Below are 26,992 nucleotides of genomic sequence, written 5' to 3'. Positions count from 1 at the left end.
AGTGTCTCTGATCGCTTCTGACCACTTCCGCATCATTGTCGGCCTCGGCAAGAGCGGCATGTCCCTGGTTCGCTTCCTGGCGAATCGGGGCGTGTCGTTTGCCGTCGCCGATACGCGGGACAATCCACCGGAACTGGCCACGCTCAAGCGTGACTATCCGCACGTGGAAGTGCGTTGTGGCGAGCTGGACGTCGAATTCCTGTGCCGTGCCGACGAGCTCTACGTGAGCCCCGGCCTGGCGCTGGCGACCCCGGCCCTGCAAGCCGCTGCCGCCCGCGGTGTGAAAATGGCCGGCGACATCGAGCTGTTCGCGCGTAACGCGCGGGCGCCGATCGTGGCCATCACCGGTTCCAACGCGAAAAGCACCGTCACCACCCTGGTCGGCGAGATGGCGGCTGCGGCCGGCAAACGCGTGGCGGTGGGCGGCAACCTCGGTACGCCAGCGCTGGAATTGCTCAGCGACGATGTCGAGCTGTACGTGATGGAGCTGTCGAGCTTCCAGCTGGAAACCACTGACCAGCTCAATGCTGAAGTGGCCACCGTGCTCAACATCAGCGAAGACCACATGGACCGCTACAGCGGCCTGCCGGCGTATCACCTGGCCAAGCACCGGATCTTCCGTGGCGCGAAGCAGTTTGTGGTCAACCGTCAGGACGCACTCAGCCGTCCGCTGATCGGCGAGGGCCAGCCGTGCTGGACCTTCGGCCTGAACAAACCGGATTTCAAGGCTTTCGGTCTGCGCGAAGAAGATGGCGAGAAATACCTGGCTTTCGAATTCCAGAACCTGATGCCGGTGCGCGAACTGAAAGTGCGCGGCGCGCATAACCAGGCCAACGCCCTCGCGGCGCTGGCGCTGGGGCATGCGGTCGGCCTGCCGTTCGACGCCATGCTTGATGCCCTGCGCAATTTCGCCGGTCTCGAACACCGCTGCCAGTGGGTGCGTGATCTCGACGGTGTGGGTTACTACAACGATTCCAAGGCGACCAACGTCGGCGCCGCACTGGCCGCCATCGAAGGCCTGGGCGCGGACATCGACGGCAAGGTCGTGCTGATCGCCGGTGGCGACGGCAAGGGTGCCGAGTTCAAGGATTTGCGCGATCCAGTGGCGGCCAACTGCCGCGCCGTGATCCTGATGGGCCGCGACTCCGACAAGATCGGCGCAGCCATCGGCGACGCGGTGCCGCTGATTCGCGCCGGTTCGCTGGTTGAAGCCGTCGAGCAATGCCGCGCGGTCGCCCAGCCGGGCGACGTGGTGCTGCTGTCGCCAGCCTGCGCCAGTTTCGACATGTTCAAGAATTACGAAGACCGTGGCCACCAGTTCGTCCGCGCCGTGGAGGATCTGGCATGAGCCTGCGCAATATCATCAAGCCGTACCCATCGCCGATCATCACCGGGCGTGGCATCGACCTCGACTTCCCGATGCTCGCCGGTTGCCTGGCGTTGCTGGGCCTGGGCCTGATCATGATTGCCTCGGCCTCCACCGAAGTGGCGGCGGCGCAGTCGGGCAGCGCGCTGTACTACATGATTCGCCACCTGATCTATGTGGCGCTGGGCCTGGGTGCCTGCATCATTACCATGATGATTCCGATCGCCACCTGGCAGCGTCTGGGCTGGATGATGCTGATCGGCGCCTTCGGTCTGCTGGTGATGGTGATCGTCCCCGGCATCGGCCGTGAAGTGAACGGGTCGATGCGCTGGATCGGTTTCAGCTTCTTTAACGTTCAGCCGTCCGAGATTGCCAAGGTGTTTGTGGTGATCTACCTCGCCGGTTATCTGGTACGTCGTCAGAAAGAAGTGCGCGAGAGCTGGATGGGCTTCTTCAAGCCGTTCATCGTGCTGCTGCCGATGGCGGGCCTGTTGCTGATGGAGCCGGACTTCGGTGCCACCGTGGTAATGATGGGCGCTGCGGCAGCGATGCTGTTCCTCGGCGGGGTCGGGCTGTTCCGCTTCTCGCTGATGGTGGTGCTCGCAGTCGGGGCGGTGGTCTTGCTGATTCAGATGCAGCCTTACCGGATGGCGCGTCTGACCAACTTCGCCGACCCGTGGGCCGACCAGTTCGGCGCCGGTTATCAGTTGTCGCAGGCGTTGATTGCCTTCGGTCGCGGTGAGTGGCTGGGCGTTGGCCTGGGCAACAGCGTGCAGAAACAGTTCTACCTGCCTGAAGCGCACACCGACTTCGTGTTCTCCGTACTGGCTGAAGAGCTGGGTGCGGTGGGTTCGCTGTGCACCGTGGCGCTGTTCGTGTTCGTGTGTATTCGCGGCATGTACATCGGTCTGTGGGCCGAGAAAGCCAAGCAGTTCTTCGCCGCTTATGTGGCCTACGGTCTGTCGTTCCTGTGGATCGGTCAGTTCCTGATCAACATCGGCGTGAACGTCGGTCTGTTGCCGACCAAGGGCTTGACCCTGCCGTTCCTCAGTTATGGCGGCAGTTCCCTGGTGATCTGCTGTGCCTGCCTCGGCTTGTTGCTGAGGATCGAGTGGGAGAGTCGGACCCACCTGGGCAGTGAAGAGATGGAGTTCCATGAGAGCGACTTCGCCGAGGAGCCGAACCATGGGCGCTAACGTATTGATCATGGCCGGCGGCACCGGCGGCCACGTGTTCCCGGCGCTGTCCTGTGCCCGTGAATTCCAGGCGCGCGGCTACACCGTGCACTGGCTCGGCACGCCCCGCGGAATCGAAAACGAACTGGTGCCGGCTGCAGGTCTTGAACTGCATCGCATCAACGCCACCGGATTGCGTGGCAAGGGCAAGCTGTCGCTGCTCAAGGCACCGTTCATGCTGCTCAAGTCGGTGTGGCAGGCGCGGGCGGTGATTCGCCAACTGCGTCCAGTCTGCGTGGTCGGCTTTGGTGGTTATGTGACCGGCCCAGGCGGCATTGCCGCGAAACTGGCCGGTGTGCCGGTGATCGTTCACGAGCAGAACGCCGTGGCCGGCACCGCCAATCGGTTGCTGGTGCCGTTCGCCGCCCGGGTGTGTGAAGCGTTCCCCGACACCTTTACTCTGTCGGACACCCGCCGTACCACCGGAAACCCGGTGCGCAGCGAGCTGTTCCTCGAAACATCGCGACCGGCTCTGGCCGGGCGCAAAGCGCGTTTGCTGATCCTCGGCGGAAGCCTTGGCGCAGAACCGTTGAACAAGTTGCTGCCTGAAGCCTTGGCGCAAGTCCCTGCCGATTTGCGTCCGGAAGTGTTTCATCAGGCCGGCAAAAACCACGATGAAGTGACTGCAGAGCGCTACCGCGCCGCCGGCGTGGATGCGCAGGTGCAGCCCTTTATCAAAGACATGGCCCAGGCCTATGGCTGGGCTGACCTGGTGGTGTGCCGCGCTGGCGCGCTGACCATCAGTGAGCTGGCTGCCGTTGGTCTGCCCTCGATGCTGGTGCCTTTGCCCCACGCGATCGACGATCACCAGACCCGCAACGCCGATTATTTGGCCCGTGAAGGCGCAGCCTTCGTGATGCCGCAAAGAACGACTGGTGCCGCGGACCTTGCCGCGCGCCTGACAGAGGTCTTGATGCAACCGCAACGACTCGAAGAAATGGCCCAAGCGGCCCGCCGTCTGGCCAAACCCGATGCCACCCGTAGCGTGGTCGATACCTGCCTGGAGGTGGCTCATGGTTGAGAATCAGAAAGCCATGCCACAACCGGAAATGCGCCGCATCCGTCGCATCCACTTCGTCGGTATCGGCGGTGTGGGCATGTGCGGGATTGCCGAAGTGTTGTTGAACCTGGGCTATGAAGTGTCCGGTTCCGACCTGAAAGCTTCGCCAGTGACCGAGCGTCTGGAATCGTTCGGTGCGCACATCTATATCGGTCACCGTGCCGAGAACGCTGCGACCGCTGACGTGCTGGTGGTCTCGAGTGCTGTCAACACTTCCAACCCGGAAGTGGCGACCGCTCTTGAGCGCCGCATTCCGGTGGTGCCGCGTGCCGAAATGCTCGCCGAGCTGATGCGCTATCGCCACGGCATCGCCGTCGCCGGTACCCACGGCAAAACCACCACCACCAGCCTGATCGCTTCGGTGTTCGCCGCCGGTGGCCTGGACCCGACTTTCGTTATCGGTGGCCGTCTGAATGCCGCGGGCACCAATGCCCAGCTCGGCACCAGCCGCTACCTGATCGCCGAAGCCGATGAGAGCGACGCCAGTTTCCTGCACCTGCAACCGCTGGTGGCCGTGGTCACCAACATCGACGCCGACCACATGGCGACCTACGACGGTGATTTCAACAAACTGAAGAAAACCTTCGTCGAGTTCCTGCACAACCTGCCGTTCTACGGTTTGGCGGTAATGTGCCTGGACGATCCGGTGGTGCGTGAAATCCTGCCGCTGGTCAAACGTCCGACCGTGACCTACGGCTTCAGCGAAGACGCCGACGTGCGCGCGATCAATGTGCGCCAGCAAGGCATGCAGACTTTCTTCACCGTGCTGCGCCCGGATCGCGAGCCGCTGGACGTGTCCGTGAACATGCCGGGCAACCACAACGTGCTCAACTCGTTGGCGACCATCTGCATCGCCAGCGACGAAGGCGTCAGCGACGAAGCCATCGTCCAGGGCCTGTCCGGTTTCCAGGGTGTCGGCCGACGCTTCCAGGTCTACGGCGAACTGCCGGTGGACGGCGGCAATGTGATGCTGGTCGACGACTACGGTCACCACCCGACCGAAGTCGCTGCGGTGATCAAAGCCGTGCGCGGTGGCTGGCCGGACCGCCGTCTGGTGATGGTCTACCAGCCGCATCGCTACAGCCGCACCCGTGACCTGTACGACGATTTCGTCAATGTACTGGCCGACGCCAACGTGCTGCTGCTGATGGAAGTCTATCCGGCCGGCGAAGAGCCGATTCCGGGCGCAGACAGCCGCAAACTGTGCAACAGCATCCGTCAGCGCGGTCAGCTCGACCCGATCTACATCGAACGCGGTGTCGATCTCGCGCCGCTGGTCAAGCCGCTGCTGCGTGCCGGCGACATTCTGCTGTGCCAGGGCGCCGGTGATATCGGCGGTCTCGCACCAAAACTGTTGAAAAGTGAGTTGTTCGCCGGCGCCGTGGCTGCGTCGGTCGAGGGGAAGTTGAAATGACTGCTGCCTACGCCAACCTGTTCTCCACCATCGCGCCGAAAGACTTCGGCCGTGTCGCCGTGCTGTTCGGTGGCATGAGTGCCGAGCGTGAGGTTTCGCTGAAATCCGGTAACGCCGTGCTCGACGCGCTGCAAAGCGCTGGCGTGGACGCGTTCGGGATCGACGTCGGCGAGGATTTTCTGCAGCGTCTGCTGAACGAAAAGATCGACCGCGCGTTCATCATCCTCCACGGTCGTGGCGGTGAAGACGGCTCGATGCAGGGCCTGCTCGAGTGTGCCGGCATTCCGTACACCGGCAGCGGCATCCTTGCCTCGGCACTGGCAATGGACAAGCTGCGCACCAAGCAGGTCTGGCACAGCCTCGGGATTCCGACGCCGCGTCACGCCGTGCTGTGCAGCGAAGCCGATTGTATTTCCGCGGCGACGGAACTGGGCTTCCCTTTGATCGTCAAACCGGCGCATGAAGGTTCAAGTATCGGGATGGCCAAAGTGAGTTCTGCGTCCGAGTTGATCGACGCATGGAAAGCGGCCAGTACCTACGATTCGCAAGTCTTGGTCGAGCAATGGATTCAAGGTCCGGAGTTCACCATCGCCACCCTGCGTGACCAGGTGTTGCCTCCTATCGCCCTGGGTACACCGCACACGTTCTACGACTACGACGCCAAGTACATCGCCAACGATACCCAGTACCGCATTCCGTGCGGGCTGGATGCCGCCAAGGAACAGGAACTCATGGATCTCACGGCCAAGGCCTGTGAGGCGCTGGGTATTGCCGGTTGGGGCAGGGCGGACGTGATGCAGGACGCCGACGGTCAGTTCTGGTTCCTGGAAGTGAACACCGCACCGGGCATGACCGATCACAGCCTGGTGCCGATGGCGGCCCGTGCTGCCGGTCTGGATTTCCAGCAACTGGTTCTGGCCATTCTGGCCGCCAGTGTTGAAGGCTCCGGTCATACAGAGGCGCGAGGTTAAGACCATGCAAGGCGCTCAGCTCAGACATCAGCCACCCGCACCCGGCCGCAAGCCGGTGCCGCGGGGTGCCAGCCGAATGGTGGCCAAAGAGCCGATGTCCGCGCGCCTGCCGAAAGCCAATTTCGGCTTTCTGAAAAGCCTGTTCTGGCCGGTGCTGCTGGTGGTGCTCGGGTTTGGTACCTACGAAGGTGCGCAGCGCTTGCTGCCGTACGCCGACCGGCCGATCACCAAGATCGCCGTGCAGGGTGACCTGAGCTACATCAGCCAGCAGGCGGTGCAGCAGCGAATCGCCCCGTACGTGGCGTCGAGCTTTTTCACCATCGACTTGGCCGGGATGCGCACCGAGCTTGAACAGATGCCATGGATCGCCCACGCCGAAGTACGCCGGGTGTGGCCGGATCAAGTGGTGATCCGCCTCGAAGAGCAACTGCCGGTGGCCCGTTGGGGCGACGAGTCGCTGCTCAACAACCAGGGCCAGGCGTTTACGCCAAAGGAACTGGCGAACTACGAACACCTGCCACAGCTGTTCGGTCCACAACGGGCCCAGCAGCAAGTGATGCAGCAGTATCAGGTGCTGAGCCAGATGCTCCGGCCGCTGGGCTTCTCGATCGCGCGCCTGGAATTGCGTGAACGTGGCAGCTGGTTCCTGACCACCGGTGCCGGCAGTTCCGGTCCCGGCATCGAGTTGCTGCTGGGACGCGGCAACCTGGTGGAAAAGATGCGCCGCTTCATTGCCATCTATGACAAGACGCTTAAAGACCAGATTACGAACATTGCGCGCATCGATCTGCGCTACGCCAACGGCCTCGCTGTTGGCTGGCGGGAACCTGCAGCGCCGACGACAGACAAACCCGCTGTCGCAAAGAATTAAGAAGAGGCAGGACCCATGGCAAACGTGCAAAGCGGCAAAATGATCGTCGGTCTGGATATCGGCACCTCCAAGGTGGTGGCGCTGGTAGGCGAGGTCGCGGACGACGGCACGCTGGAAATCGTCGGTATCGGTACTCACCCGTCCCGCGGCCTGAAGAAGGGCGTGGTGGTGAACATCGAGTCGACCGTGCAATCGATCCAGCGCGCGATCGAAGAGGCCCAACTGATGGCGGGCTGCCGCATTCACTCGGCGTTCGTCGGCGTGGCCGGCAATCACATCCGCAGTCTGAACTCCCACGGCATCGTGGCGATTCGTGATCGCGAAGTGAGTTCGGCTGACCTGGAGCGCGTACTCGACGCCGCCCAGGCCGTGGCGATCCCGGCTGACCAGCGCGTGCTGCACACCCTGCCGCAGGATTACGTGATCGATAACCAGGAAGGCGTCCGCGAGCCGCTGGGCATGTCCGGCGTCCGCCTGGAAGCCAAGGTTCACGTGGTCACCTGCGCCGTCAATGCTGCACAGAACATTGAAAAATGCGTGCGTCGCTGCGGTCTGGAAATCGACGACATCATTCTCGAGCAACTGGCCTCGGCCTACTCGGTGCTGACCGACGACGAAAAAGAGCTGGGCGTGTGCCTGGTCGACATCGGCGGCGGCACCACCGACATCGCGATCTTCACCGAAGGCGCGATCCGCCACACTGCGGTGATCCCGATTGCCGGTGATCAGGTGACCAACGACATCGCCATGGCGTTGCGCACCCCGACCCAGTACGCCGAAGAGATCAAGATTCGCTACGCCTGCGCCCTGGCCAAACTGGCCGGTGCCGGCGAAACCATCAAGGTGCCGAGCGTTGGCGACCGTCCACCGCGCGAACTGTCGCGTCAGGCCCTGGCCGAAGTGGTCGAGCCGCGTTACGACGAACTGTTCACCCTGATTCAGGCCGAGCTGCGTCGCAGCGGCTACGAAGACCTGATCCCGGCGGGCATCGTGCTGACCGGCGGTACTTCGAAGATGGAAGGCGCCACCGAGCTGGCCGAAGAAATCTTCCACATGCCGGTTCGTCTGGGCGTGCCGCACGGCGTGAAAGGCCTGGATGACGTGGTGCGCAACCCGATTTATTCCACTGGCGTTGGCTTGTTGATGTACGGCCTGCAAAAGCAGTCCGACGGGATCTCGTTCTCGGGCATCGGCAGCCGCGACAGCTACAGCAACGATGAGCCGCAGGCGCCGTTGCTGGACCGATTGAAGAAGTGGGTTCAAGGCAACTTCTAAAGCTTTACCGCAACACCGCAACAAAAATGCAGTAGGCGAAAAAACTAGAGAATGTAAGGAGAGGGAAAATGTTCGAACTCGTAGACAACATCCCCGCAAGCCCGGTAATCAAAGTTATCGGTGTCGGCGGTGGCGGCGGCAACGCTGTCAACCACATGGTCAAGAGCAACATCGAAGGCGTTGAATTCATCTGCGCCAACACCGATGCTCAAGCGCTGAAAAACATCGGCGCGCGTACCATCCTGCAACTGGGCACCGGTGTGACCAAAGGCCTGGGCGCCGGCGCCAATCCGGAAGTCGGCCGTCAGGCTGCGCTGGAAGATCGCGAGCGCATCGCTGAAGTGCTGGCCGGCACCAACATGGTGTTCATCACCACGGGCATGGGCGGTGGTACCGGTACCGGTGCTGCGCCGATCATCGCCGAAGTGGCCAAGGAAATGGGCATCCTGACCGTTGCGGTCGTGACCCGTCCGTTCCCGTTCGAAGGCCGCAAGCGTATGCAGATCGCCGACGAAGGCATCCGCATGCTCTCCGAAAGCGTCGACTCGTTGATCACCATCCCTAACGAGAAGCTGCTGACCATCCTCGGTAAAGACGCCAGCCTGCTGTCGGCTTTCGCCAAGGCTGACGACGTACTGGCCGGTGCCGTTCGCGGTATCTCCGACATCATCAAGCGTCCGGGCATGATCAACGTCGACTTCGCCGACGTGCGTACCGTGATGAGCGAAATGGGCATGGCGATGATGGGCACTGGCTGCGCCAGCGGTCCGAACCGTGCACGTGAAGCGACCGAAGCGGCCATCCGCAACCCGCTGCTGGAAGACGTGAACCTGCAAGGCGCACGCGGCATTCTGGTGAACATCACCGCCGGTCCTGACCTGTCCCTGGGTGAGTACTCCGACGTGGGTAGCATCATCGAAGCCTTCGCTTCCGAGCACGCGATGGTCAAGGTCGGTACCGTTATCGATCCGGACATGCGCGACGAACTGCACGTCACCGTGGTTGCCACCGGTCTGGGCGCGAAAATCGAGAAGCCTGTGAAGGTCATCGACAACACCGTTCACACTTCCATGGCTTCCGCTCAGGTTCAACAACCGGCTCCTGCGCGTCAGGAAGCTCCGGCGGTGAACTACCGTGACCTGGACCGTCCGACCGTCATGCGCAACCAGGCTCAGGCCGGTGCTGCGACTGCCGCGAAGATGAACCCGCAGGACGATCTGGATTACCTGGACATCCCGGCATTCCTGCGTCGTCAGGCCGATTGATGGAATGTATCAGGGCTATGACGGTGATTGGTGTTCAGCAAAGGCTCGGTCTGCTATTATCGCCAGCCTTTGTTGATACCAGTTCGCAATTTGCGCTGAAGCGGCCCAAGCCATGATTAAACAACGCACACTGAAAAATATTATCCGTGCCACAGGTGTAGGCCTGCACTCCGGGGAGAAGGTCTACCTGACCCTCAAGCCTGCGCCTGTCGACACTGGCATTGTGTTTTGTCGCGCTGACCTCGACCCTGTGGTGCAGATTCCTGCCCGCGCGGAAAACGTTGGTGAAACCACTATGTCGACGACGCTGATCAACGGCGACGTCAAAGTGGACACGGTAGAGCACTTGCTCTCGGCCATGGCTGGCCTGGGCATCGATAACGCCTACGTCGAGCTCTCCGCGTCCGAAGTCCCGATCATGGATGGCAGCGCTGGACCGTTCGTATTCCTGATTCAATCGGCTGGCCTGGAAGAGCAGGACGCCGCCAAGAAATTCATCCGCATCCTGCGTGAAGTGACAGTGGAAGACGGCGACAAGCGCGCCACTTTCGTCCCTTTCGAAGGGTTCAAGGTGAGCTTCGAGATCGATTTCGATCACCCGGTTTTCCGGGACCGCACCCAAAGTGCAAGCGTGGATTTTTCCAGCACTTCGTTCGTAAAAGAAGTCAGCCGCGCCCGTACTTTCGGTTTCATGAGTGACATCGAGTACCTGCGCAAGCACAACCTCGCACTCGGCGGCAGCGTTGAAAACGCGATCGTGGTTGATTCCGATGGTGTACTGAACGAAGACGGCCTTCGCTACGAAGACGAATTCGTGAAGCACAAGATCCTCGATGCGATTGGCGACCTGTACCTGCTGGGTAACAGCCTGATTGGTGAGTTCAAAGGCTTCAAGTCCGGTCATGCACTGAACAACCAGCTGCTGCGCAAGTTGATTGAGCAGACAGATGCGTGGGAAGTCGTGACGTTCGAAGACGCCAGCACTGCACCGATCTCTTACATGCGCCCGGTTGCGGCGGTGTAAGTAAAAAACCTCTCTAGTTTTTTGAAGGCCATCCTCGGATGGCCTTTTTTTATGCCCTGAATTTGATGTTGTCTGTTCTGGCCTCTTCGCGAGCAAGCCCGCTCCCACATTTGGAATGCGTTCCCTTGTGGGAGCGGGCTTGCTCGCGAAGAGGCCAGTTCAATCGCCGCAAAAATCAGCCAGCCACCACCACTCGGTTCCGCCCCCCTTCCTTGGCTTGATACAGGGCCTTGTCTGCGGCAAATAACAATTGCTCAAGCGACATCTCGACCGCAGTTGTCCAGGTGCTGATGCCGATACTGACGGTCATCGCCACGTCTGCACCCACGACCCTCGGCATTTGCTCGACCGCCTGGCGGATATGTTCGGCAATCTGTCGCGCGCCGCTGCTGTCGGTTTCAGCGAGGATCACCGAGAACTCTTCGCCGCCGTAACGGGCGACCAGATCGCCCGGTCGTCGCACGTTCGCCGTGATCACCTTGGCCAATTCACGCAGCGCCTGATCACCGGCCTGATGCCCGTGGCGGTCGTTGAACGCCTTGAAGTGGTCGGCATCGATCATCATCACTGACAACGGCTTGCCCGAACGCTGGGCGCGGAACCATTCGTGGCGCAGCGCCTGATCGAGCATCCGCCGGTTGGCCACGCCGGTCAGCGCATCGGTGGCGGCCAGTTGCGCCAGTTCGCGTTCGGCGCGCTGGCGCAAGCGCAGCTCACGGGCCAGCAGCCAGGTCAGCCACAGCAGCCCGACACACAGCACGCCGGTGGCGCCACTGATCAACAGCGCCGTGCGGCGCCAGGTGCCGAACACTTCATCACTGGAGAGCGCAACCATCACTGTCAGCGGCAGATTGCCGACCCGCGAATAGGTGTAGAGCCGTTGCTGATGGTCCATGCTCGAGGTGCTGGTGAAACTGCCACTGCCATCCTTGTCGCCGAGAATCCGTTGCACGTTGGGCCGGTTGCCGAAGCTCTTGCCGATGGAGTCGCTTTGCAGATACGGCTTCTGCGCCAGCAGGACGCCGTCGCTGTTGATGATGTTCAGCGTGCTGCCTTTGCCGATGTCGAGACTGTTGAACAACTGATCGAAGTAGTCGAGTTTCATCGACGCCACCGCCACGCCAGCGAACTCACCGGTGTCCGAGGAGATCCGCCGACTGAAACTGATGCGCCACTGGTTGGCTTCGTCGCAATTACAACGGGTCTTGAACGGGCGGCTGATGAACATGCCCATGTCACGGTTGAAGGCATGGGCGAGGAAATAATCGCGGTCGGCGAAGTTGCCCGGCTTGGGTTCGACCCGCGATGAGTCGGCGACCACATCGCCATGTTTGTCGAGCAGCAGGATGTCGCCCTTGAAGCGCGCGGTGGTCGAGCGGTCGAACAGCGCCAGATGGCGGATCTGCGGGGTGACGTCGCGCAAGTCATCGCGCTGGGCGGCGGCGATCAGGCCTTGCAGGGTCAGGTCATACAACTCGACCGTGCGCAGGACATCGGCGTCGATCAACTGGGCGATGGTGGTGGCGCTGCGGGTGGCCGACTCCTGAGCGTTGGCGTGCTCACGAATCAGCAGAAAAGTGACGATGCACAGAATCGCGATCACAGTCAGCGAACTGCCGCAGATCAGCAGCAATTCGGGGCGTCCGGTCTTGCCCGCCACAGGTGGGGTACGGCTCGCGATCATGATGGGGTTATCAGTTGGGGGATCTTATAAGCGTAGTTGCACAAACACTGCGGGGGATAACACTAAAACAGATCTACTGTGGCGAGGGGATTTATCCCCGATGGGCTGCGAAGCTGCCCCAAAAAAGGGTCTGCTGCGCAGCCCATCGGGGATAAATCCCCTCGCCACAAAAACCATTTCAATCAAAATTTGTATCAGATCGCAGCTGATTTGATGCTGATCTTAGAAGACGTTGATCGGGTAGTCGACAATCACCCGGTATTCATCGGTATCCGTATCAATCGCGCCGTAGCCGTTGCCGCCCCGGTTGGTCGCCCATTGCAGGCGTACCGCGAGATCTTTCGCCTGGCCGCTCTGCACCACGTATTTCAGATCGATGTCGCGCTCCCAATGCTGGGCGTTGCGACCGTCGGCGCTGTACCACGAAGCATAGCCTTTGCTGTCCGGATCGACCTTGGTCAGGTCCACGGTGCCGCGCGAATAGGAGACCGCCGACGTCAGGCCCGGCATCCCCAGTCCGGCGAAGTCATAGGCGTACTTGAGCTTCCAGGAACGTTCGTTCGGGCCGTTGAAGTCCGAGTACTGCTGCGAGTTGTCGAGGTAAACGCTGTCGCCCTGGCTGATGTAGTCGAACGGCGTGTTGCCGTTCACGCGCTGATACGCGGCAGTAACGCTGTGGCTGCCGATGCCGACGGTGAAATGCAGGCTGTAGGTGTTGTTGTCGATGTTGCCCAGCAGCGCGTCGCCGGTGTCCTGCGTGTGATAGAAGTGCAGGCCCGGGTTGAGGCTGACCAGATCGTTCAACTGCCAGGTGTAATCCAGGTCGTAGTAGTACTGGCTCCAGATGTCCTTCAGCTCGGCGGCGTATAGATTGCTGGTCAAGCCTTCGACGCCGCTCCAGGACACGCCGGCCCAGTTCAGGTGACGGCTTTCGTCACCCTCGGCCAGTTTGCCGTAGGACGCGCCGATGCGCTGGCGACCGCTCTGGTTGTACGGCTTGGTGAAACTGGCCTGGCCACCTTCGAACATCCAGCCGTCGAAACTGTGGTTGGTCAAGCTGACACCGCGGAAGGTCTGCGGCAGCATGCGCGACTCACCGCCGGCAATTACCGGGTTGGTGAGGAACAGGTCACCGGCCTTCAACTCGGTATCGAACGCACGCATTTTCAACGTGCCGCCCGCGGTCGAGAACGAGCCCGGCGCTTTGCCGTTGCCATCGCTGACCGGCAGGATACTCGAGCCATCGGTACCGCCACCGCCGTCGAGCTTCAGCCCGAGCATGGCATGGGCGTCGATGCCGAAGCCGACCGTGCCTTCGGTATAACCCGACTGGAAGATCCCGAGAAAGCCCTGACCCCACTCGATGTTGTCGTCCGTCTGCTGCAGACGGTTGCGATTCATGTAGTAGTTGCGGGCGTTGAGGTTGAGGCTCGAGCCTTCGACGAAACCTTCCTTGGCGGCTTCGTCGGCATGGGCGGCGGGGGCAATCGTTGCGGCAATTGCAATGAAAAGCGGGGTGACGCGGACTGGGTAACGCACTTGCGATGGAGCTCCTTGGGTCAACTGACACTTCAATGTCTTGAGGTGCGGGATGTTTCTTGTTTTTACAGACGAACCAAACGGCTTTCAGACCACAACGAAAAAAGGCCGCTGAAAGGCAGCGGCCTGGAAGGACGACGGTTGAACGGGAAGAGCCAAACAACCGCGTCGAGGGAAATGTTTCGCGGTGCGCGACTCAGCTGTCTTTCTCGGCTGCTTGAGCCTGGGAAGTCGCGGCCTGAGGGGCTTGCGAGGCGTCCTGCGACTTGACCATCACTTCTGCCTGAGACTGTTCGAAGGCGTGAGCGCGAGCGGCATTCTGCGCGACGAACGCCTGCGATTCTTCAGCCATCGCCATGGGCGACAGGATCAATGAGGACAAAACGAAAGCGCTGGCAATACCCATACTGTTGGACATCTGGAAAACCTTCTTGCTTGGCAAGTGCTGTTTGGTGCGGGCAAAGATAAGGTTGCCGCGCGCCGAGAAACAGCCTGATTTTCATAAATGACTGTTGCAGTACAAGCAAAGATCGAGAGGGGTGACTCCATTCTCTGTAGTGAGGGGATTTATCCCCGATGGGCTGCGAAGCGGCCCCAAAATGAGCGATTGCGATCCTCCTGACACAACTTGCACAGAGGATTCAGGGCTGCTTCGCACCCCATCGGGGATGAATCCCCTCGCCACAGTGATTTTGCTTTTCAGTTAAACCGGGAGGTGGATGCCGAACGTATTCATCCCCCGGTCGCTGCGTACAAACACATCGCCACCGTGCATCAGCGCAATCGCCTTGACGATCGCCAGCCCCAGCCCATGGTTGTTGCCGCTGTTGCTGCGCGAGGCATCGACCCGATAGAAGCGCTCGAACAAGCGCGGCAAGTGCTCGCTGGCAATCGGCGATCCGGGGTTGGCCACGCCGATGCTGACCTGATGTTCCTCGACTTCGATGCGCACCTCGATCACCTGGCCCGGTTCGGTGTGCTGCACGGCGTTACTCAGCAGATTGATCAGCGCCCGACGCAGATGCGCGATCTCGATTCGCACCTGTGCGTCACCACTCACATGCACCTGCACTTGCGCGTCTTCGAGGATGAAATCCAGGTAATCCAGCGTGGTTGCAACTTCATCCGCCAGCGAGGTCTCGGTCAGTTTGGTCGCCTTGCTGCCCTGGTCGGCGCTGGCAAGGAACAGCATGTCGTTGATGATCGAACGCAGGCGTTCCAGCTCTTCGAGGTTGGACTGCAGCACCTCGAAATAGTGTTCGGCGGAACGCCCGCGGGTCAGCGCGACCTGAGTCTGGCCGATCAGGTTGGTCAGCGGCGAACGCAGCTCATGGGCCACGTCGGCGTTGAACGATTCCAGCCGTGAGTACGCCTGTTCGACCCGTTCCAGCGTCGAGTTGAACGACTCGACAAACTGCTCAAGCTCCGGCGGCAGCGGCGACAGACGCAAGCGCCCCGAACGCAATGGCGGCGCCAGACGCTGCGCCTCGTGGGACAGTTTGATCAGCGGTTGCAGGCCAATCCGTGCCACCCAGTACCCGAGCGCCGAGGCCAGCGCCACGCCGATAATCGCCAGACCAATCAGGGCAATCAGCAACTGATGTTGCGTCTGGTGAAACGTATCGGTGTCGATGCCGATCATGAAGCGCAGCGGTGGGCGTTGGTCCTTGGCCGGAAACTGGCTGACCAGCACTTTCAGCGGATAGGGCTGGTCGGGCAATTGCAGGTCGCGCATGCCCAATGGGCCGTTGGCGAACTCGCGAATCTGCGGGGTCAGGTTGCCAAACTCATACTGCGGGTCACCGCTGCTGATCCAGAAACTGATGCGCTTGTCTTCCTCGCCCAGCAGCTTGAGTTTGTTGCTGATCTTCACCCAATGATCGGGCGTGCCGTAACGACCGACGGTGGATTCGAGCACGCTGTAACGCGCATCCAGCTCGGCTTCCGGCAGCAGGCCCAGGCCCTTGTCGACCTGCTGATACAGCGCGCCGCCGATCAACAGAAACACCAGCAACGCCACCAGCGTAAACATCCCACTGAGGCGCAGGGCAATCGAGTTACTGGACACCACGGCTCTCCAGCACGTAACCCATGCCACGAATGGTGTGCAGCAGTTTCTCGTCGAACGGCCCGTCGAGCTTGGCCCGCAGACGCTTGATCGCGACTTCGACGACGTTCGCGTCGCTGTCGAAATTGATGTCCCAGACCATCTCGGCAATCGCGGTTTTCGAGAGGATTTCACCTTGTCGGCGCGCCAGAACGCTGAGCAGCGAGAACTCTTTCGCCGTCAGATCCAGTCGGGTGCCGGCGCGGGTGGCCTTGCGGCTGATCAGATCGATCCACAGGTCGGCGATGCTTACCTGCACCGGTTCATGGCCACCGCTGCGCCGGGTCAGCGCCTGCAAACGCGCTACCAGCTCCAGAAAGGAAAACGGCTTGCCAAGGTAATCGTCGGCGCCGTCACGCAGGCCCCTGATCCGGTCTTCGACGCGTTCGCGGGCGGTGAGCATGATCACCGGGGTCTGCTTGCGCGCACGTAAGGCGCGCAGCACGCCGAAGCCGTCCAGGCCCGGCAACATCACGTCGAGGACGATCACCGCGTAGTCGCTTTCCAGCGCCAGGTGCAGGCCCTCGACGCCGTCGCGGGCCAGATCCACGGTGTAACCCTGTTCCGTCAGACCGCGGTGCAGATAGTCCGCGGTTTTTTCCTCGTCTTCGATAATCAGAACGCGCATGACCCTGCCTCAGTCTGTAGTCGCCAGTGCCGTCGTGGGCATTGGTTTGGGCCTGTGGAACAGCCGCTCAAGCCACAAGTATATGACCGGTGTGGTAAACAGCGTCAGCATCTGGCTGACCAGCAAGCCGCCCACCACCGCGATCCCCAGCGGCTGGCGCAGTTCGGCGCCGGTGCCGTAACCGAGCATCAGCGGCAGGGCGCCGAGCAGGGCGGCGAGGGTGGTCATGATGATCGGCCGGAACCGCGTCAGGCACGCTTCGAAAATCGCATCCTGCGGCGCCAGTCCGCGATTGCGCTGGGCTTCCAGTGCGAAGTCGATCATCAGAATGCCGTTCTTTTTGACGATACCGATCAGCAGCACCAGCCCGATCAACGCCATGATCGAAAAGTCCTGACCGCAGATCCACAGCATGATCACTGCACCGAGACCCGCCGCCGGCAGGGTCGAGATGATCGTCAGCGGATGCACGAAGCTCTCATAAAGCACGCCGAGAATGATGTACACCGCCACCAGCGCCGCAAGAATCAACCACGGTTGACTGGCGAGCGAACTCTGGAATGCCTGCGCTGCGCCCTGGAAGTTGCCGCTGATGGCGGTCGGCATGCCGATCTCGGCCTTGGCCTGGTTGAGCAGGATCACCGCGTCGCCCAAGGCCACGCCGGGGGCCAGGTTGAACGACAGGTTGGCGGCGGGGAACATGCCGTCATGGGCAATCGACAGCGGGCCGATGGTCGGTGCGTCGAATTTCGCCAGCGCCGACAGCGGCACCATTTCCCCGCTCAACGGCGAGCGCAGGTAGAAATAGTTGAGGCTTTCGGCCTTGCCGCGCTGTTGGGTATCGAGCTCCAGAATCACGTTGTACTGGTTGACCTGAGTCTGGAATTCATTGATCTGGCGCTGGCCGAACGCATCGTACAGCGCCTCGTCGACATCACTTGCGGTCAGGCCGAAACGCGCGGCGGCGCTGCGGTCGATGCTGATGTGGGTGATGCTGCCGCCCAGTTGCAGGTCATTGGAAATGTCGCGGAACGCCGGGATGCTGCGCAGCTTCTCGGTCAGGCGCTGGGTCCAGGTGGCCAGGGTCGCGCCGTCATTGCTCTTGAGCACGTACTGGTACTGGGCGCGGCTTGGGCCGGAGCTGAGGTTGATGTCCTGGCCGGCGCGCAGGTACAGGACGATACCCGGGACTTTCATCAGTTTCGGACGGATCCGGTCGATGAACTGGCTGGCCGAGACGTCGCGGTCGCCGCGTTTTTTCAGGGCGATCCAGAAGCGGCCGTTGGCGATGGTCTGGTTGCTGCCGGACACGCCCACCGAGTGGGAAAACGCTTCGACTGCCGGGTCGGCCGCGACGATTTCGGCCATCGCCAGGTGTTTTTTCACCATGTCGCCGTAGGAAATATCCGCAGCGGCTTCGGTGGTGCCGAGCACGAACCCGGTGTCCTGGATCGGGAAGAATCCCTTGGGAATAAAGATGTAACCGGCAATTGCCAATCCGAGGGACAGGCAGAACACGCCGATCATCAGTTTCTGATGGGCGAGGGCGCGGCGCAGGCCTTTCTCGTACCACGCCAGCAGACGTTCACTGAAGCCCGGTTTGTCATGGGCGTGATGCACCGGTTTGCGCATGAACAGCGCGGCCAGGGTTGGCGCCAGCGTCAGCGATACCACCACCGAAATAAGGATGGTCGAAGTCGCGGTCAGGGCGAATTCCTTGAACAGCCGCCCGACCACACCGCCCATGAACAGCAGCGGAATGAATGCCGCCACCAGCGAGAAGCTGATCGAGACCACGGTGAAGCCGATCTCACCGGCGCCCTTGACCGCCGCCTCACGCATGCCGTCGCCGGCTTCCAGATGCCGGTGGATGTTCTCCACCACCACAATCGCATCGTCGACCACAAACCCCACGGCCACCACAATCGCCACCAGTGTCAGGTTGTTCAGGCTGAAACCGAGGATGTACATCAGGGCGAAACTGGCCACCAGTGACACGCCGAGCACCGCCGAGACTATCAGCGTCGCCGACAGTTGGCGCAGAAACAGCGCCATCACCGCCACCACCAGCAGAATGGCGATCAGCAGGGTGATTTCCACTTCATGCAGCGACGCGCGAATGGTCTGGGTGCGGTCGATCAGCACTTTGACCTGCACCGAGGCCGGCAGCATGGCTTCCAGGCCCGGCAGCGCCGCTTGAATACGGTCGACGGTTTCGACGATGTTCGCACCCGGTTGGCGCGAGATCACCAGGTTCACCCCGGGTTGATCACCGGCCCAGGCTTGCACGTAGGCATCTTCCGAACCGTTGACGACTTTGGCGACATCTCTCAGGTGAACCGGGGCGCCATCCTTGTAGGAAACGATCAACTGGCTGTAGTCCTCGGGATGGAACAACTGGTCGTTGGTCGACAGCGTGGAGATGCTCGATTCGCCATACAACGCACCTTTGGCGAGGTTCAGGCTGGTCTGCTGGATCGCCAGACGAATGTCGGCCAGGGTCAGGCCGATGGCAGCCAGTTTGTCGGCCGAGGCTTGCACGCGGATCGCCGGACGTTGCTGACCGGTGATGTTGATCTGGCCTACACCGTCGATCTGACTGATCTGACGCGAGAGCAGGGTTTCCACCAGATCGCTGAGTTCGGTGCCGGGCATTTGTGTGGAGCTGACACTGAGGATCAGCACCGGGCTGTCGGCCGGGTTGACCTTCTTCCAGGTCGGCAGCGTCGGCATGTCCTTGGGCAGTTTGCCGGCGGCGGTGTTGATCGCTGCCTGAACTTCCTGCGCGGCGGTGTCGATGCTTTTGTCGAGGGTGAATTGCAGGGTCAACAGGCTTGAGCCGAGCGCACTGCTGGAGGTCATCTGGGTCATGCCGGGGATGGCACTGAATTGCACTTCAAGCGGCGTGGCCACGGAGGACGCCATGGTGTCAGGGCTGGCGCCGGGCAACTGCGCGGAAACCTGGATCGTCGGAAACTCCGCTTCCGGCAGTGGCGCAATCGGCAGGCGCGGGAAGGCAATTACCCCGAGCAGCACCAGGGCGAAGGTCAGCAGAATGGTCGCGACCGGGTGGTCGATACACCATGTGGAGACGCCTTTGTGCTCCTTCATGGCTTGGGCTCCGCTTCGACCACCTGCGGCGGCTCGGTCATCACCTGCACGGTCGAACCGGGTTTGAGCCGCGACTGGCCGTCACTGACTAATTGATCACCCGCCTTCACGCCTTTGATGATGTCCTGGCCGCTGCCCTGATAAACCATCTGCACTTGTACGGCTTCGACCTTGTCGCCGTTCACGCGGTAAACGAAGTGTTGGTCGAGGCCGCGTTGTACGACGGTAGGCGGCACCACCAGCGCATTCTTATCCAGTGCCGTCTGAATTTTTACCGTCACCAGCAGGCCCGGCCAGAGCTTCTGGCTGGCGTTGTCGAATTCGGCCTTGGCGCGGATGGTGCCGGTGTTGGCGTTGATCTGGTTGTCGATCAGGGTCAGGTGACCTTCGCCAAGCAGATTGCCGGTTTCGCCGTCGGTGTCGGCGCCGATGTAGGCCTTGACCTGCGCGTGCTGCGGGTCGTTGATCAAACCTTGCAGGGTCGGCAGCATTTGTTGCGGCAGCGAGAACTCGACGGCGATCGGGTCGATCTGGGTGACGGTGAACAGGCCCTGGGTGTCGGTCATGCGCAGGAAATTGCCTTCATCGACTGTGCGAATACCGACGCGGCCGGTGACCGGGGAGCGGATCTGGGTGTAGGAAAGTTGTACCTGCGCGGCGTCAATCGAGGCCTGGTTGCCTTGGGCGGTGGCCTTCAACTGGTTGACCAGCGCCTGTTGCTGATCGTAGGTCTGCTTGGAGACGCCGTCGTCGACGCTGAGCAGTTTGTAGCGCTTGAGGTTGACCAGGGCGACTTCCAGTTGGGCCTGGCTTTCGCCCAGTTGTGCGCGGGCCTGATCAAGACTGGCGCGGATCGAGCGGTCGTCGATGGTGGCGAGCAGGTCGCCTGCTTTGACCAGTTGGCCTTCTTTGACGAGGATCTTTGTCAGAATGCCGTCGATCTGCGGGCGTACCACGACGCTGTGCAATGAGAGAACCGAACCGATGCCGCTGACGTAGCGGGGGACGTCCTTTTCGCTGACTGCCACGACCCGGACCGGGATGGCGGTGGGGGCGGCGAGTTTGGTCTGGGCCGGTTTGGTGGCGTACCACAGGCCCAGAGCGGCGACGATGATCAGCGGGGTGGCGAGCAGGGCGGTTCGTTTCTGGATTCGCATGCGATTGGGGCGCCAAGGGGTTGAGTTTGGGCAGGTTGGGTATTTATAAGCTTGTTTGGGGGTCAGGAGAGTGACGGCTAGCTGTCAGCGCTGTCAGTTTCATGTGGCTTGGCGGCCTCTGGGCCGACCATGTTGTGGGTTGATGGGGGACATATCCGTTGCTGCGGTAACGGCTTCTGATGGTTCCGCTCTTACAGCGGCTCACTTTTCCAGACGCCGAAAAGTAAGCAAAAGGCTTGGCCCCAACGTTCGGCCCTCGCTTAGGCTCGGGTTCCTTCGCTCCGGGATTGATCCGGGCGCAGCGCCTCCGGTTTGCTTCGCTGCACCTCCTCTCGCTGTGTTTGGCTGCGCCAAACGGTCGCTGCGCTCCCACCCCCGGATCAATCCCTCCACTCAGCCTGCCGACGGGGCCGGCACGGCAAGATCAAGAGCTTTCGGCGAGCTGACACTCGGCCATTTGAGTGGTGAAGAGCGTGCGTTCGGCTTTAGCGCTTTTGTGGGAGCCAGCCTGCGAGCCGACCAATTTGCTGAATGCACTCAATCCAACTGTGGGAGCGGGCTTGCTCGCGAAGGCGGCCTGACAGCCGACCAATTTCCAGCTGAATGCACCCAATCCCATTGTGGGAGCCAGCCTGCTGGCGATGATGACAGTCCAGCCACCGCCATTCAAAACCGTGACCATCCCCCCAATTCCACCACCCAATATCTCTAAATCGGAACGTTTGTGCCTCGCAACATCTACGCTCCTAAAGATCCGCCCCCATCCGCGGATAAACGTTGTACAGCCCGGCCGTCAAATTAAGCGGGCCTCTTCGGGAGTGTCGTGCAATGAATCTGAAAACCGCTTTGGCGAGTGTGCTTGTTTTGCTTCCATTGGCAGTCTGTGCCGCGCCGCAATCGACTTCCGGCGAGATCCGTTTCACCGGGCAGATTGTCGACTCCGGTTGTGCGGTGGCGCGTGCCGGGTCGTTGGCCTCCGATGTGTCCCGTCAGGTTGAAATCAAACCGGGTCTGCAAGTTGATGTGGATACCTATCGCAACGCTTGCAGTCATCAGTCGCTGCCGTTTTCCATGACCTATCAAGCGCTGAAGACGTCGAGCGACAAAGGCATCGTCACCATCACTTATCTGTAAACCGTTCGGCGAGCGGTGCAAATCTTCAGGTGCCGAGTCTGGGCGCGCAGGTATACTGCGCGCCTTCGCGGCTCACTGTTCGGGCCCGACTTTTTGCTTTGCGGAGCTTTTATGACTTCCCCGACCCAACCGCCGGTTGACGACGCTGTGAGCGATGTCCCGTCTGAACTGGCTGACGCCAGCGAGAGCAAACCCGAGATTCCGGCTTTCAAGTTCCCGTTCAAACCGGGTGAGTTGGCGGCGGCCAAGGGTTCGAATCAGCCGTGGTACAAGAACGGCGCCAAGAATGGCCACACCAAGACCCCGGGCATGGCGCCGCCGGGTACCCGTCGGTCGATGGGCAAGCGCTGAGTTTCATCCCGCCTTCAGCCATCGACTGCGATTTTCGGTCGCAGTGATGGCTAAGTGCTCAGATCCTGAGCCAGATCAATATTTGACCAATTGGTGCGCTTAGAGTCAGCAGCCCTGCCGACTCTTCCAATAAAACGAGCGCGCTATTCCATGAAGATCAATCTCCCGGTCACCGGCCGTAACGTCGATGTGGCGCACGATGCGAACATTCTGTCGACCACCGATCTGACCAGCGCGATCACCTACGCCAACGACGATTTCATCCGGATCAGCGGTTATAGCCGCGACGAATTGCTCGGCACGCCACACAACTTGTTGCGTCACCCGGACATGCCGGCGCAGGCGTTTGCCCATATGTGGCAGACGCTCAAGAGCGGGCGTTCGTGGATGGGGCTGGTGAAGAATCGTTGCAAGAATGGCGATCATTATTGGGTCAGCGCGTATGTCACGCCGGTTACGCAGAGCGGCGTGGCGGTGGAGTATCAGTCGGTGCGTACGCGGCCGGATGCACGGCAGGTGGCGGCGGCGGAGCGGGTGTACGCGCAGTTGCGTGGAGAGTTGAAGGGACGGCGGCCGCTGCCCACTTTAGGGCTGCGCGGCAGGATCACGGCGTTGGGCAGTGCGTTACTGGGTCTGGTGTTGGGGATCGAGGCCTGGTTGCGCCCGGAGTCGGCGTGGATTGATGGAGTGGCGTTTGTCGCCGGCAGCAGTCTTTGCGCGTTGGGCGTGCGCTGGATTTTGCGGCCGCTGGAACGCCTGACCGAGCGGGCGCGGCAGGTTGCGGACAATCCGTTGAGCCAGAGCATTTACACCGGGCGCCGCGATGAAATCGGCCGGATCGAGTTCGCCCTGCAGATGCTCGAAGCGCAGGTCGGCGCGGTGGTCGGGCGCATGGGGGATGCGTCGCAGCAGTTGGCCGGGCATGCGGCCCAATTGGTTGATCATCTGCAAAGCAGCCACAGCAGTTCGCTGGCCCAGCAGGCCGAAACCGATCAGGTGGCGGCAGCGATTCATCAGATGGCCGCGAGTGTCGCGCAGGTCGCCAGCCATGCGCAACAGGCGTCGGTGGCGGCGGACATGGCCGGCACGGAAACTCGCGAGGGGCATTGGCTGGTGGGCGAGAGTCGCAGCGCGGTGTTGCGTCTGGCCGAGGAATTGCGGCGGGCGACCGAGGTGATTCATCAGCTCGAAGGCCACAGCAGCGAGATTTCCGGGGTGCTGGAGGTGATCCGCAGCATCGCCGAGCAGACCAATCTGCTGGCGCTCAACGCGGCGATCGAAGCGGCGCGCGCTGGCGATGCCGGGCGCGGTTTTGCAGTGGTGGCCGATGAGGTGCGCGGGTTGGCGCAGCGCACGCAGCAATCGACCAACGAGATTCAGCGGATGATCAGCACCCTGCAAAACGGCGCGCGCGATGCGGTGCGGGTGATGCAGCAGAGCAGCGAACATGTGGATAACAGCGTCGAACAGGCACAGCGCGCGGCGCGGGCACTGGACGGGATCAGCGAGCGGGTCGAGCAGATCACCGAGATGAGCCTGCAGATTGCGGCGGCGGTGGAGCAGCAGAGTGCGGTGAGCGAGGACATCAACCGCAACATCGTCAGTATCCGCACAGCGTCGGAATTGACGGTGGATGAGGGGCGGCAGAGTCAGCGCAATTCCGAGGATGTGGCGGGGTTGGCGGGGGATTTGCGGTTGCTGGCGCGGGAGTTTTGGGGGCGGCGGCAGGTTCGGGATTGATGCTGTTCCCACAGGCCTCATCGCTGGCAAGCCAGCTCCCACAGGTTTCTCGAGTGTTCACATGACTTGTGCACGACATGGAACCTTGTGGGAGCTGGCTTGCCAGCGATGAGGCCAGTTCGATCTCTGCAAAATCCGGATCAAGCCGCCCGCAGCGGAATAAACGCATACGTCTGCGCCGGCTCAGTCACCACTTGCGCTCCGGTCGCCAACACTTGCCCGGCCACATCCTCCCCGGACAAATGAAACAGCCATTCGCTGGATGCTTCACTCAACGGCCGAGCTGAAACCTGATCGATCACGGCCGCAAAGGCGCCCATCTCCGGCAAATATGCGGTAAACCCATCGCCCTTGAGCGCTGTGGTGCGAATCCCCAGTGCGGCGCAGATCGCATCCTTGATCCGGATGTCATCGCGATCGGCCTGACGCGAACGCTGGATCAACTCCAGCAGTTCCTGATCGACCAACTCCCCGCCGACAATCAGCAGCGGCCCCTGTTGCCATGACTCTGGCGGGCAATCCTTGGCGGCAGGGTTGAGTGCGATGTGCGGATTGATTTCTGCCGGATAAATCCTGCACACCAACGGCCGGCGTTCGTAAATCCGGCACAGGTTGTCATCGTCAAGATTCCGGCAGCGACCGACGTTGTAGGCGGCGAAGGTGATTGCCACGTGGGCCTCGGTAGTGCCGCTGCGCACTACCGCCGAACGCCGTTCGGCATGTTCACGCTGCTGCGCCGGCAGGCCCAGGCCGTTGCCGAGAAAGGCCTCCACCAGCACGATCACCTGACCGCCATCCGCCGCCCACATGCGGGCTTCGGCGAGGGTCAGGGGCACATGGTGGTCGGTGCAGCATTTGCCGCAACCGACGCAGGAAAACGTCGTATTCATTGCACGATCAATCTTCAATCAGAGTGTGAAACGGCGACGTAAAGTCGCCAGGCTGAGGCTGATCGAAGCAAGTTGTGCGCCAGCCCTCAAGGCTTCGCGGTCGGACGGACCGAGTCCCATTCGGTGACGAAGGCGGTTTTCGACGTTTTGCTGTACAGGCACAGCTCGGTGCCTTGCTGGCCTTTCATGTGTTTTTGCGGGTATTGGCCTTGCAGCAGCACGGCGGTGTAGCCGACGCGGTCATCGAATTGCGCGGGGGTGCCGACCGGTTTGGCGTCTTTCAGCCCGCTGGCCTTGGTGCAACTGGCGAGTACGGTTTTGTCGTAGGCGGCCCAGGCGTCGGGACTGGAGGCGTGGGCCTGAGAGGCGAGGGCGGTGAGGCAGAGCAGGCTTAGGGTGAGGGCTTTCATGGCTGGGCATCCTTGGTTTGGCCAAGGTTTGAGTATGCCTGAGGGGGAGAAGTTGCCTGGACCGGCCTCTTCGCGAGCAAGCCCGCTCCCACAATTTGGAATGCGTTCCCCCTGTGGGAGCGGGCTTGCTCGCGAAGACGGTCGATCAGTCCGGCACAAGTTCCCGGCGAACCACAATCATCCCGGCACTTTCATACAAACGCTGCGCCCGCAGGTTGTCTTCCAGCACCTTCAGATCGACAAATCCTTCGCGCCTTTGCTGAAACACCTTGAATGCATTCAGCAGCAATGCCCGACCCAAACCTCGGCCCTGAGCGCGTGGGTGCACCACCAGATTCTTGATGTACGAGCTGGTCCAGCACTGCGCCACGCCGATCACGCTTTCGGCATCGCTGGCAATGAAACACAGCGCCGGGTCGTATTCGGGATCGCTCTCGAAGCGCAGCTGCCATTCCTCCAGTGCCGGCACCCGACCGCCGCCCTCACGGTAGCCGAGTTGCATCAGCTGATGCACCACCGCCGCCAGTTCCGGGCGATAAGTGCTCAGTTCAATGCCTTCCGGCCAGTAGATCGGCGGCACTTCTTGGCGAAGGTCGCGCCGCATCAAAAAGCAGTACGTCTGGCCCAAGACTCAGTGACCGTTGGCGGCGACGTGTTTGGCCGCTTCGATCAGCCGCTGCGTCAGTTCCGGCGAGGAGAACTTGGTCAGCACCGCGTTGGCCCCGGCCAGGCGTGCTTTCTCGCTGTTCATCGCGCTGTCGAGCGAGGTGTGCAGCAGCACGTAGAGGTGGGCGAAGTCCGGCGTCTCGCGCAGGGTGCGGGTGAAGGCGTAGCCGTCCATCTCGGACATTTCGATGTCGGAGACGATCAGGTTGATCTGTTGCGCAGTGCCTTGCAGATCCAGCAGGCAGTCGATGGCTTCCTTGGCACTGCGCGCAGTGTGGCATTGCAGACCGAGATTGCGCAGGGTATGCACCGATTGCTGCAGCGCCACCTGACTGTCGTCGACCACCAGAATCCTTGCGTTGCCCAGGACTTCGGCATCTTCCATGCTCAGGTCGGTCGGGGCCATCTCGATCTGCGCCGGGGCGATGCTGTGGATGACTTTCTCGATGTCGAGCACTTGTACCAGTGTGCCGTCGACCGAAGTCACGCCGGTTATGTAGGCGCGCGAGCCGCCGGAGCCGAAAGGCGGTGGCTTGATGTCGGTGGTCAGGCAATGGACGATTTTGCTCACCGCCTGAACGTGCAGGCCCTGCTTGGAGCGGCTGACGTCGGTGACGATCAGGCAGCCGCCGTTCGGGTCTTCCAGCGGTCGCTCGCCGATGGCGCGGCTGAGGTCGATCACCGACAGCGAAGCGCCGCGCAGGGTGGCGATGCCTTTGACGTGCGGATGCGACTCCGGCATTTTGGTCAGCGGCGGGCAGGGAATGATTTCACTGACTTTCAGCAGGTTGATCGCCATCAGCTTGCCGCTGCGCAAGGTAAACAGCAGAAGCGAAAGTGAATCTGCGCGGGCTTTGTTGGAAGACATAAAAACCTTCTGTGGAAAAAGGTGATGGGCGAGGGTGCAAATCGCCAGAAACTATTGATGCCGGGTTATCGGCGTTAACGGGGTGGGCTTTAGGTCGGTTATCGGCTGGCGGCAGATCCAAAGCCCCTCACCCCAGCCCTCTCCCGAAGGGAGAGGGGGCCGAACGAGGTGTCTGGCGCTGTACATCGACCTGAATGACCGAGTCGATTATGGATTCAGTACAGAT

Annotated in this window: 24 protein-coding genes; 12 read left to right on the top strand and 12 right to left on the bottom strand. The window is 61.4% G+C overall.

Annotated features, from left to right (window positions below; all coding sequences use genetic code 11):
• Nucleotide 1: 1 nt before the first annotated feature.
• The 9 genes from murD (at nucleotide 2) to lpxC (ending at nucleotide 10,481) form a co-directional block, all read left to right on the top strand.
• Complete coding sequence (gene murD, locus V9L13_RS15510; RefSeq protein ID WP_338799963.1) at nucleotides 2-1,348, top strand: UDP-N-acetylmuramoyl-L-alanine--D-glutamate ligase; 1,347 nt, start codon at nucleotides 2-4, stop codon at nucleotides 1,346-1,348.
• Between the two features lie 2 nt (nucleotides 1,349-1,350).
• Nucleotides 1,351-2,562, top strand: coding sequence for a putative lipid II flippase FtsW (gene ftsW / locus V9L13_RS15505; RefSeq protein ID WP_171061850.1), 1,212 nt, complete (start codon nucleotides 1,351-1,353; stop codon nucleotides 2,560-2,562).
• Nucleotides 2,552-3,622, top strand: coding sequence for an undecaprenyldiphospho-muramoylpentapeptide beta-N-acetylglucosaminyltransferase (gene murG / locus V9L13_RS15500; RefSeq protein ID WP_003228017.1), 1,071 nt, complete (start codon nucleotides 2,552-2,554; stop codon nucleotides 3,620-3,622). The genes ftsW and murG overlap by 11 nt, the downstream gene beginning before the upstream one ends.
• Nucleotides 3,615-5,075 (top strand): UDP-N-acetylmuramate--L-alanine ligase, encoded by a 1,461-nt coding sequence (gene murC / locus V9L13_RS15495; RefSeq protein ID WP_201136629.1) that lies wholly within the window; start codon nucleotides 3,615-3,617, stop codon nucleotides 5,073-5,075. The genes murG and murC overlap by 8 nt, the downstream gene beginning before the upstream one ends.
• On the top strand, nucleotides 5,072-6,046 hold the full coding sequence (locus tag V9L13_RS15490) for a D-alanine--D-alanine ligase (protein ID WP_086791637.1): 975 nt from the start codon (nucleotides 5,072-5,074) through the stop codon (nucleotides 6,044-6,046). The genes murC and V9L13_RS15490 overlap by 4 nt, the downstream gene beginning before the upstream one ends.
• A gap of 4 nt (nucleotides 6,047-6,050) precedes the next feature.
• Nucleotides 6,051-6,917 carry a cell division protein FtsQ/DivIB gene (locus tag V9L13_RS15485; RefSeq protein ID WP_003228015.1) on the top strand — a complete coding sequence of 289 codons (867 nt, stop codon included), beginning with the start codon at nucleotides 6,051-6,053 and terminating at the stop codon, nucleotides 6,915-6,917.
• A 15-nt stretch (nucleotides 6,918-6,932) separates the two neighbouring features.
• On the top strand, nucleotides 6,933-8,192 hold the full coding sequence (gene ftsA / locus V9L13_RS15480; RefSeq protein ID WP_003228014.1) for a cell division protein FtsA: 1,260 nt from the start codon (nucleotides 6,933-6,935) through the stop codon (nucleotides 8,190-8,192).
• 68 nt (nucleotides 8,193-8,260) lie between these two features.
• Nucleotides 8,261-9,457: a cell division protein FtsZ gene (gene ftsZ / locus V9L13_RS15475; protein ID WP_003228013.1), complete on the top strand. Its 1,197-nt coding sequence runs from the start codon at nucleotides 8,261-8,263 to the stop codon at nucleotides 9,455-9,457.
• A 112-nt stretch (nucleotides 9,458-9,569) separates the two neighbouring features.
• The gene (gene lpxC, locus V9L13_RS15470) at nucleotides 9,570-10,481 is read left to right on the top strand and encodes a UDP-3-O-acyl-N-acetylglucosamine deacetylase (RefSeq protein ID WP_007961638.1); all 912 of its coding nucleotides are present in this window, start codon (nucleotides 9,570-9,572) and stop codon (nucleotides 10,479-10,481) included.
• Nucleotides 10,482-10,656: 175 nt separating this feature from the next.
• Here lpxC and V9L13_RS15465 read toward each other — a convergent pair whose 3' ends face one another.
• From V9L13_RS15465 to V9L13_RS15430, 8 genes are all read right to left on the bottom strand, one after another.
• Nucleotides 10,657-12,165 (bottom strand): sensor domain-containing diguanylate cyclase, encoded by a 1,509-nt coding sequence (locus V9L13_RS15465; RefSeq protein ID WP_338799962.1) that lies wholly within the window; start codon nucleotides 12,163-12,165, stop codon nucleotides 10,657-10,659.
• Between the two features lie 222 nt (nucleotides 12,166-12,387).
• Nucleotides 12,388-13,704 carry an OprD family porin gene (locus V9L13_RS15460; RefSeq protein ID WP_338799961.1) on the bottom strand — a complete coding sequence of 439 codons (1,317 nt, stop codon included), beginning with the start codon at nucleotides 13,702-13,704 and terminating at the stop codon, nucleotides 12,388-12,390.
• Nucleotides 13,705-13,900: 196 nt separating this feature from the next.
• Nucleotides 13,901-14,122, bottom strand: coding sequence for a hypothetical protein (locus tag V9L13_RS15455; RefSeq protein WP_103521034.1), 222 nt, complete (start codon nucleotides 14,120-14,122; stop codon nucleotides 13,901-13,903).
• A gap of 285 nt (nucleotides 14,123-14,407) precedes the next feature.
• Entirely contained in the window at nucleotides 14,408-15,772 is a 1,365-nt protein-coding gene (locus tag V9L13_RS15450; RefSeq protein ID WP_338799960.1) for a heavy metal sensor histidine kinase, read from the bottom strand.
• Entirely contained in the window at nucleotides 15,762-16,439 is a 678-nt protein-coding gene (locus V9L13_RS15445) for a heavy metal response regulator transcription factor (protein ID WP_003228008.1), read from the bottom strand. The genes V9L13_RS15450 and V9L13_RS15445 overlap by 11 nt, the downstream gene beginning before the upstream one ends.
• A 9-nt stretch (nucleotides 16,440-16,448) precedes the next feature.
• Nucleotides 16,449-19,550, bottom strand: a complete 3,102-nt coding sequence (locus V9L13_RS15440) for a multidrug efflux RND transporter permease subunit (protein ID WP_338799959.1) — start codon at nucleotides 19,548-19,550, stop codon at nucleotides 16,449-16,451.
• Complete coding sequence (locus V9L13_RS15435; RefSeq protein WP_338799958.1) at nucleotides 19,547-20,707, bottom strand: efflux RND transporter periplasmic adaptor subunit; 1,161 nt, start codon at nucleotides 20,705-20,707, stop codon at nucleotides 19,547-19,549. The genes V9L13_RS15440 and V9L13_RS15435 overlap by 4 nt, the downstream gene beginning before the upstream one ends.
• Nucleotides 20,708-21,131: 424 nt before the next feature.
• The gene (locus V9L13_RS15430; RefSeq protein ID WP_338799957.1) at nucleotides 21,132-21,389 is read right to left on the bottom strand and encodes a hypothetical protein; all 258 of its coding nucleotides are present in this window, start codon (nucleotides 21,387-21,389) and stop codon (nucleotides 21,132-21,134) included.
• A 146-nt stretch (nucleotides 21,390-21,535) separates the two neighbouring features.
• On the opposite strand from V9L13_RS15430, the gene V9L13_RS15425 reads away from it, so the two are divergent.
• From V9L13_RS15425 to V9L13_RS15415, 3 genes are all read left to right on the top strand, one after another.
• Complete coding sequence (locus V9L13_RS15425; protein ID WP_338799956.1) at nucleotides 21,536-21,841, top strand: type 1 fimbrial protein; 306 nt, start codon at nucleotides 21,536-21,538, stop codon at nucleotides 21,839-21,841.
• Nucleotides 21,842-21,952: 111 nt separating this feature from the next.
• Nucleotides 21,953-22,192: a hypothetical protein gene (locus V9L13_RS15420; RefSeq protein ID WP_338799955.1), complete on the top strand. Its 240-nt coding sequence runs from the start codon at nucleotides 21,953-21,955 to the stop codon at nucleotides 22,190-22,192.
• Between the two features lie 150 nt (nucleotides 22,193-22,342).
• Nucleotides 22,343-23,932 (top strand): PAS domain-containing methyl-accepting chemotaxis protein, encoded by a 1,590-nt coding sequence (locus tag V9L13_RS15415; RefSeq protein ID WP_338799954.1) that lies wholly within the window; start codon nucleotides 22,343-22,345, stop codon nucleotides 23,930-23,932.
• Nucleotides 23,933-24,072: 140 nt separating this feature from the next.
• Here the strand turns inward: V9L13_RS15415 and V9L13_RS15410 are convergent, their stop codons facing one another.
• From V9L13_RS15410 to V9L13_RS15395, 4 genes are all read right to left on the bottom strand, one after another.
• A complete protein-coding gene (locus V9L13_RS15410; RefSeq protein WP_338799953.1) occupies nucleotides 24,073-24,822 on the bottom strand; it encodes a YkgJ family cysteine cluster protein in 750 nt (249 codons plus the stop codon).
• A gap of 86 nt (nucleotides 24,823-24,908) precedes the next feature.
• On the bottom strand, nucleotides 24,909-25,232 hold the full coding sequence (locus V9L13_RS15405; protein ID WP_103484045.1) for a hypothetical protein: 324 nt from the start codon (nucleotides 25,230-25,232) through the stop codon (nucleotides 24,909-24,911).
• 145 nt (nucleotides 25,233-25,377) lie between these two features.
• Nucleotides 25,378-25,836 (bottom strand): GNAT family N-acetyltransferase, encoded by a 459-nt coding sequence (locus V9L13_RS15400; protein WP_338799952.1) that lies wholly within the window; start codon nucleotides 25,834-25,836, stop codon nucleotides 25,378-25,380.
• Nucleotides 25,837-25,863: 27 nt separating this feature from the next.
• A complete protein-coding gene (locus V9L13_RS15395; RefSeq protein ID WP_003227992.1) occupies nucleotides 25,864-26,766 on the bottom strand; it encodes a chemotaxis protein in 903 nt (300 codons plus the stop codon).
• Between the last annotated feature and the right edge of the window lie 226 nt (nucleotides 26,767-26,992).

It is taken from the genome of Pseudomonas sp. RSB 5.4, from assembly GCF_037126175.1.
Classification (GTDB): Bacteria; Pseudomonadota; Gammaproteobacteria; order Pseudomonadales; family Pseudomonadaceae; genus Aquipseudomonas; species Aquipseudomonas fluorescens_H.
The sequence above is the reverse complement of the archived record's forward strand: the minus strand, read 5'-3'. Positions and strand labels throughout refer to the sequence as shown.

Excerpts from the sequence above, each read along its gene's own strand:
- lpxC (WP_007961638.1), top strand. The coding sequence starts at position 9,570 with ATGATTAAACAACGCACACTGAAAAATATTATCCGTGCCACAGGTGTA.
- V9L13_RS15410 (WP_338799953.1), bottom strand. The coding sequence starts at position 24,822 with ATGAATACGACGTTTTCCTGCGTCGGTTGCGGCAAATGCTGCACCGAC.
- V9L13_RS15425 (WP_338799956.1), top strand. The coding sequence starts at position 21,536 with ATGAATCTGAAAACCGCTTTGGCGAGTGTGCTTGTTTTGCTTCCATTG.
- V9L13_RS15435 (WP_338799958.1), bottom strand. The coding sequence starts at position 20,707 with ATGCGAATCCAGAAACGAACCGCCCTGCTCGCCACCCCGCTGATCATC.
- V9L13_RS15395 (WP_003227992.1), bottom strand. The coding sequence starts at position 26,766 with ATGTCTTCCAACAAAGCCCGCGCAGATTCACTTTCGCTTCTGCTGTTT.
- murC (WP_201136629.1), top strand. The coding sequence starts at position 3,615 with ATGGTTGAGAATCAGAAAGCCATGCCACAACCGGAAATGCGCCGCATC.
- V9L13_RS15455 (WP_103521034.1), bottom strand. The coding sequence starts at position 14,122 with ATGTCCAACAGTATGGGTATTGCCAGCGCTTTCGTTTTGTCCTCATTG.
- V9L13_RS15400 (WP_338799952.1), bottom strand. The coding sequence starts at position 25,836 with ATGCGGCGCGACCTTCGCCAAGAAGTGCCGCCGATCTACTGGCCGGAA.
- V9L13_RS15415 (WP_338799954.1), top strand. The coding sequence starts at position 22,343 with ATGAAGATCAATCTCCCGGTCACCGGCCGTAACGTCGATGTGGCGCAC.
- V9L13_RS15405 (WP_103484045.1), bottom strand. The coding sequence starts at position 25,232 with ATGAAAGCCCTCACCCTAAGCCTGCTCTGCCTCACCGCCCTCGCCTCT.
- V9L13_RS15490 (WP_086791637.1), top strand. The coding sequence starts at position 5,072 with ATGACTGCTGCCTACGCCAACCTGTTCTCCACCATCGCGCCGAAAGAC.
- V9L13_RS15420 (WP_338799955.1), top strand. The coding sequence starts at position 21,953 with ATGACTTCCCCGACCCAACCGCCGGTTGACGACGCTGTGAGCGATGTC.
- V9L13_RS15465 (WP_338799962.1), bottom strand. The coding sequence starts at position 12,165 with ATGATCGCGAGCCGTACCCCACCTGTGGCGGGCAAGACCGGACGCCCC.
- V9L13_RS15445 (WP_003228008.1), bottom strand. The coding sequence starts at position 16,439 with ATGCGCGTTCTGATTATCGAAGACGAGGAAAAAACCGCGGACTATCTG.
- ftsA (WP_003228014.1), top strand. The coding sequence starts at position 6,933 with ATGGCAAACGTGCAAAGCGGCAAAATGATCGTCGGTCTGGATATCGGC.
- V9L13_RS15440 (WP_338799959.1), bottom strand. The coding sequence starts at position 19,550 with ATGAAGGAGCACAAAGGCGTCTCCACATGGTGTATCGACCACCCGGTC.
- V9L13_RS15485 (WP_003228015.1), top strand. The coding sequence starts at position 6,051 with ATGCAAGGCGCTCAGCTCAGACATCAGCCACCCGCACCCGGCCGCAAG.
- ftsZ (WP_003228013.1), top strand. The coding sequence starts at position 8,261 with ATGTTCGAACTCGTAGACAACATCCCCGCAAGCCCGGTAATCAAAGTT.
- murG (WP_003228017.1), top strand. The coding sequence starts at position 2,552 with ATGGGCGCTAACGTATTGATCATGGCCGGCGGCACCGGCGGCCACGTG.
- V9L13_RS15430 (WP_338799957.1), bottom strand. The coding sequence starts at position 21,389 with ATGGTCACGGTTTTGAATGGCGGTGGCTGGACTGTCATCATCGCCAGC.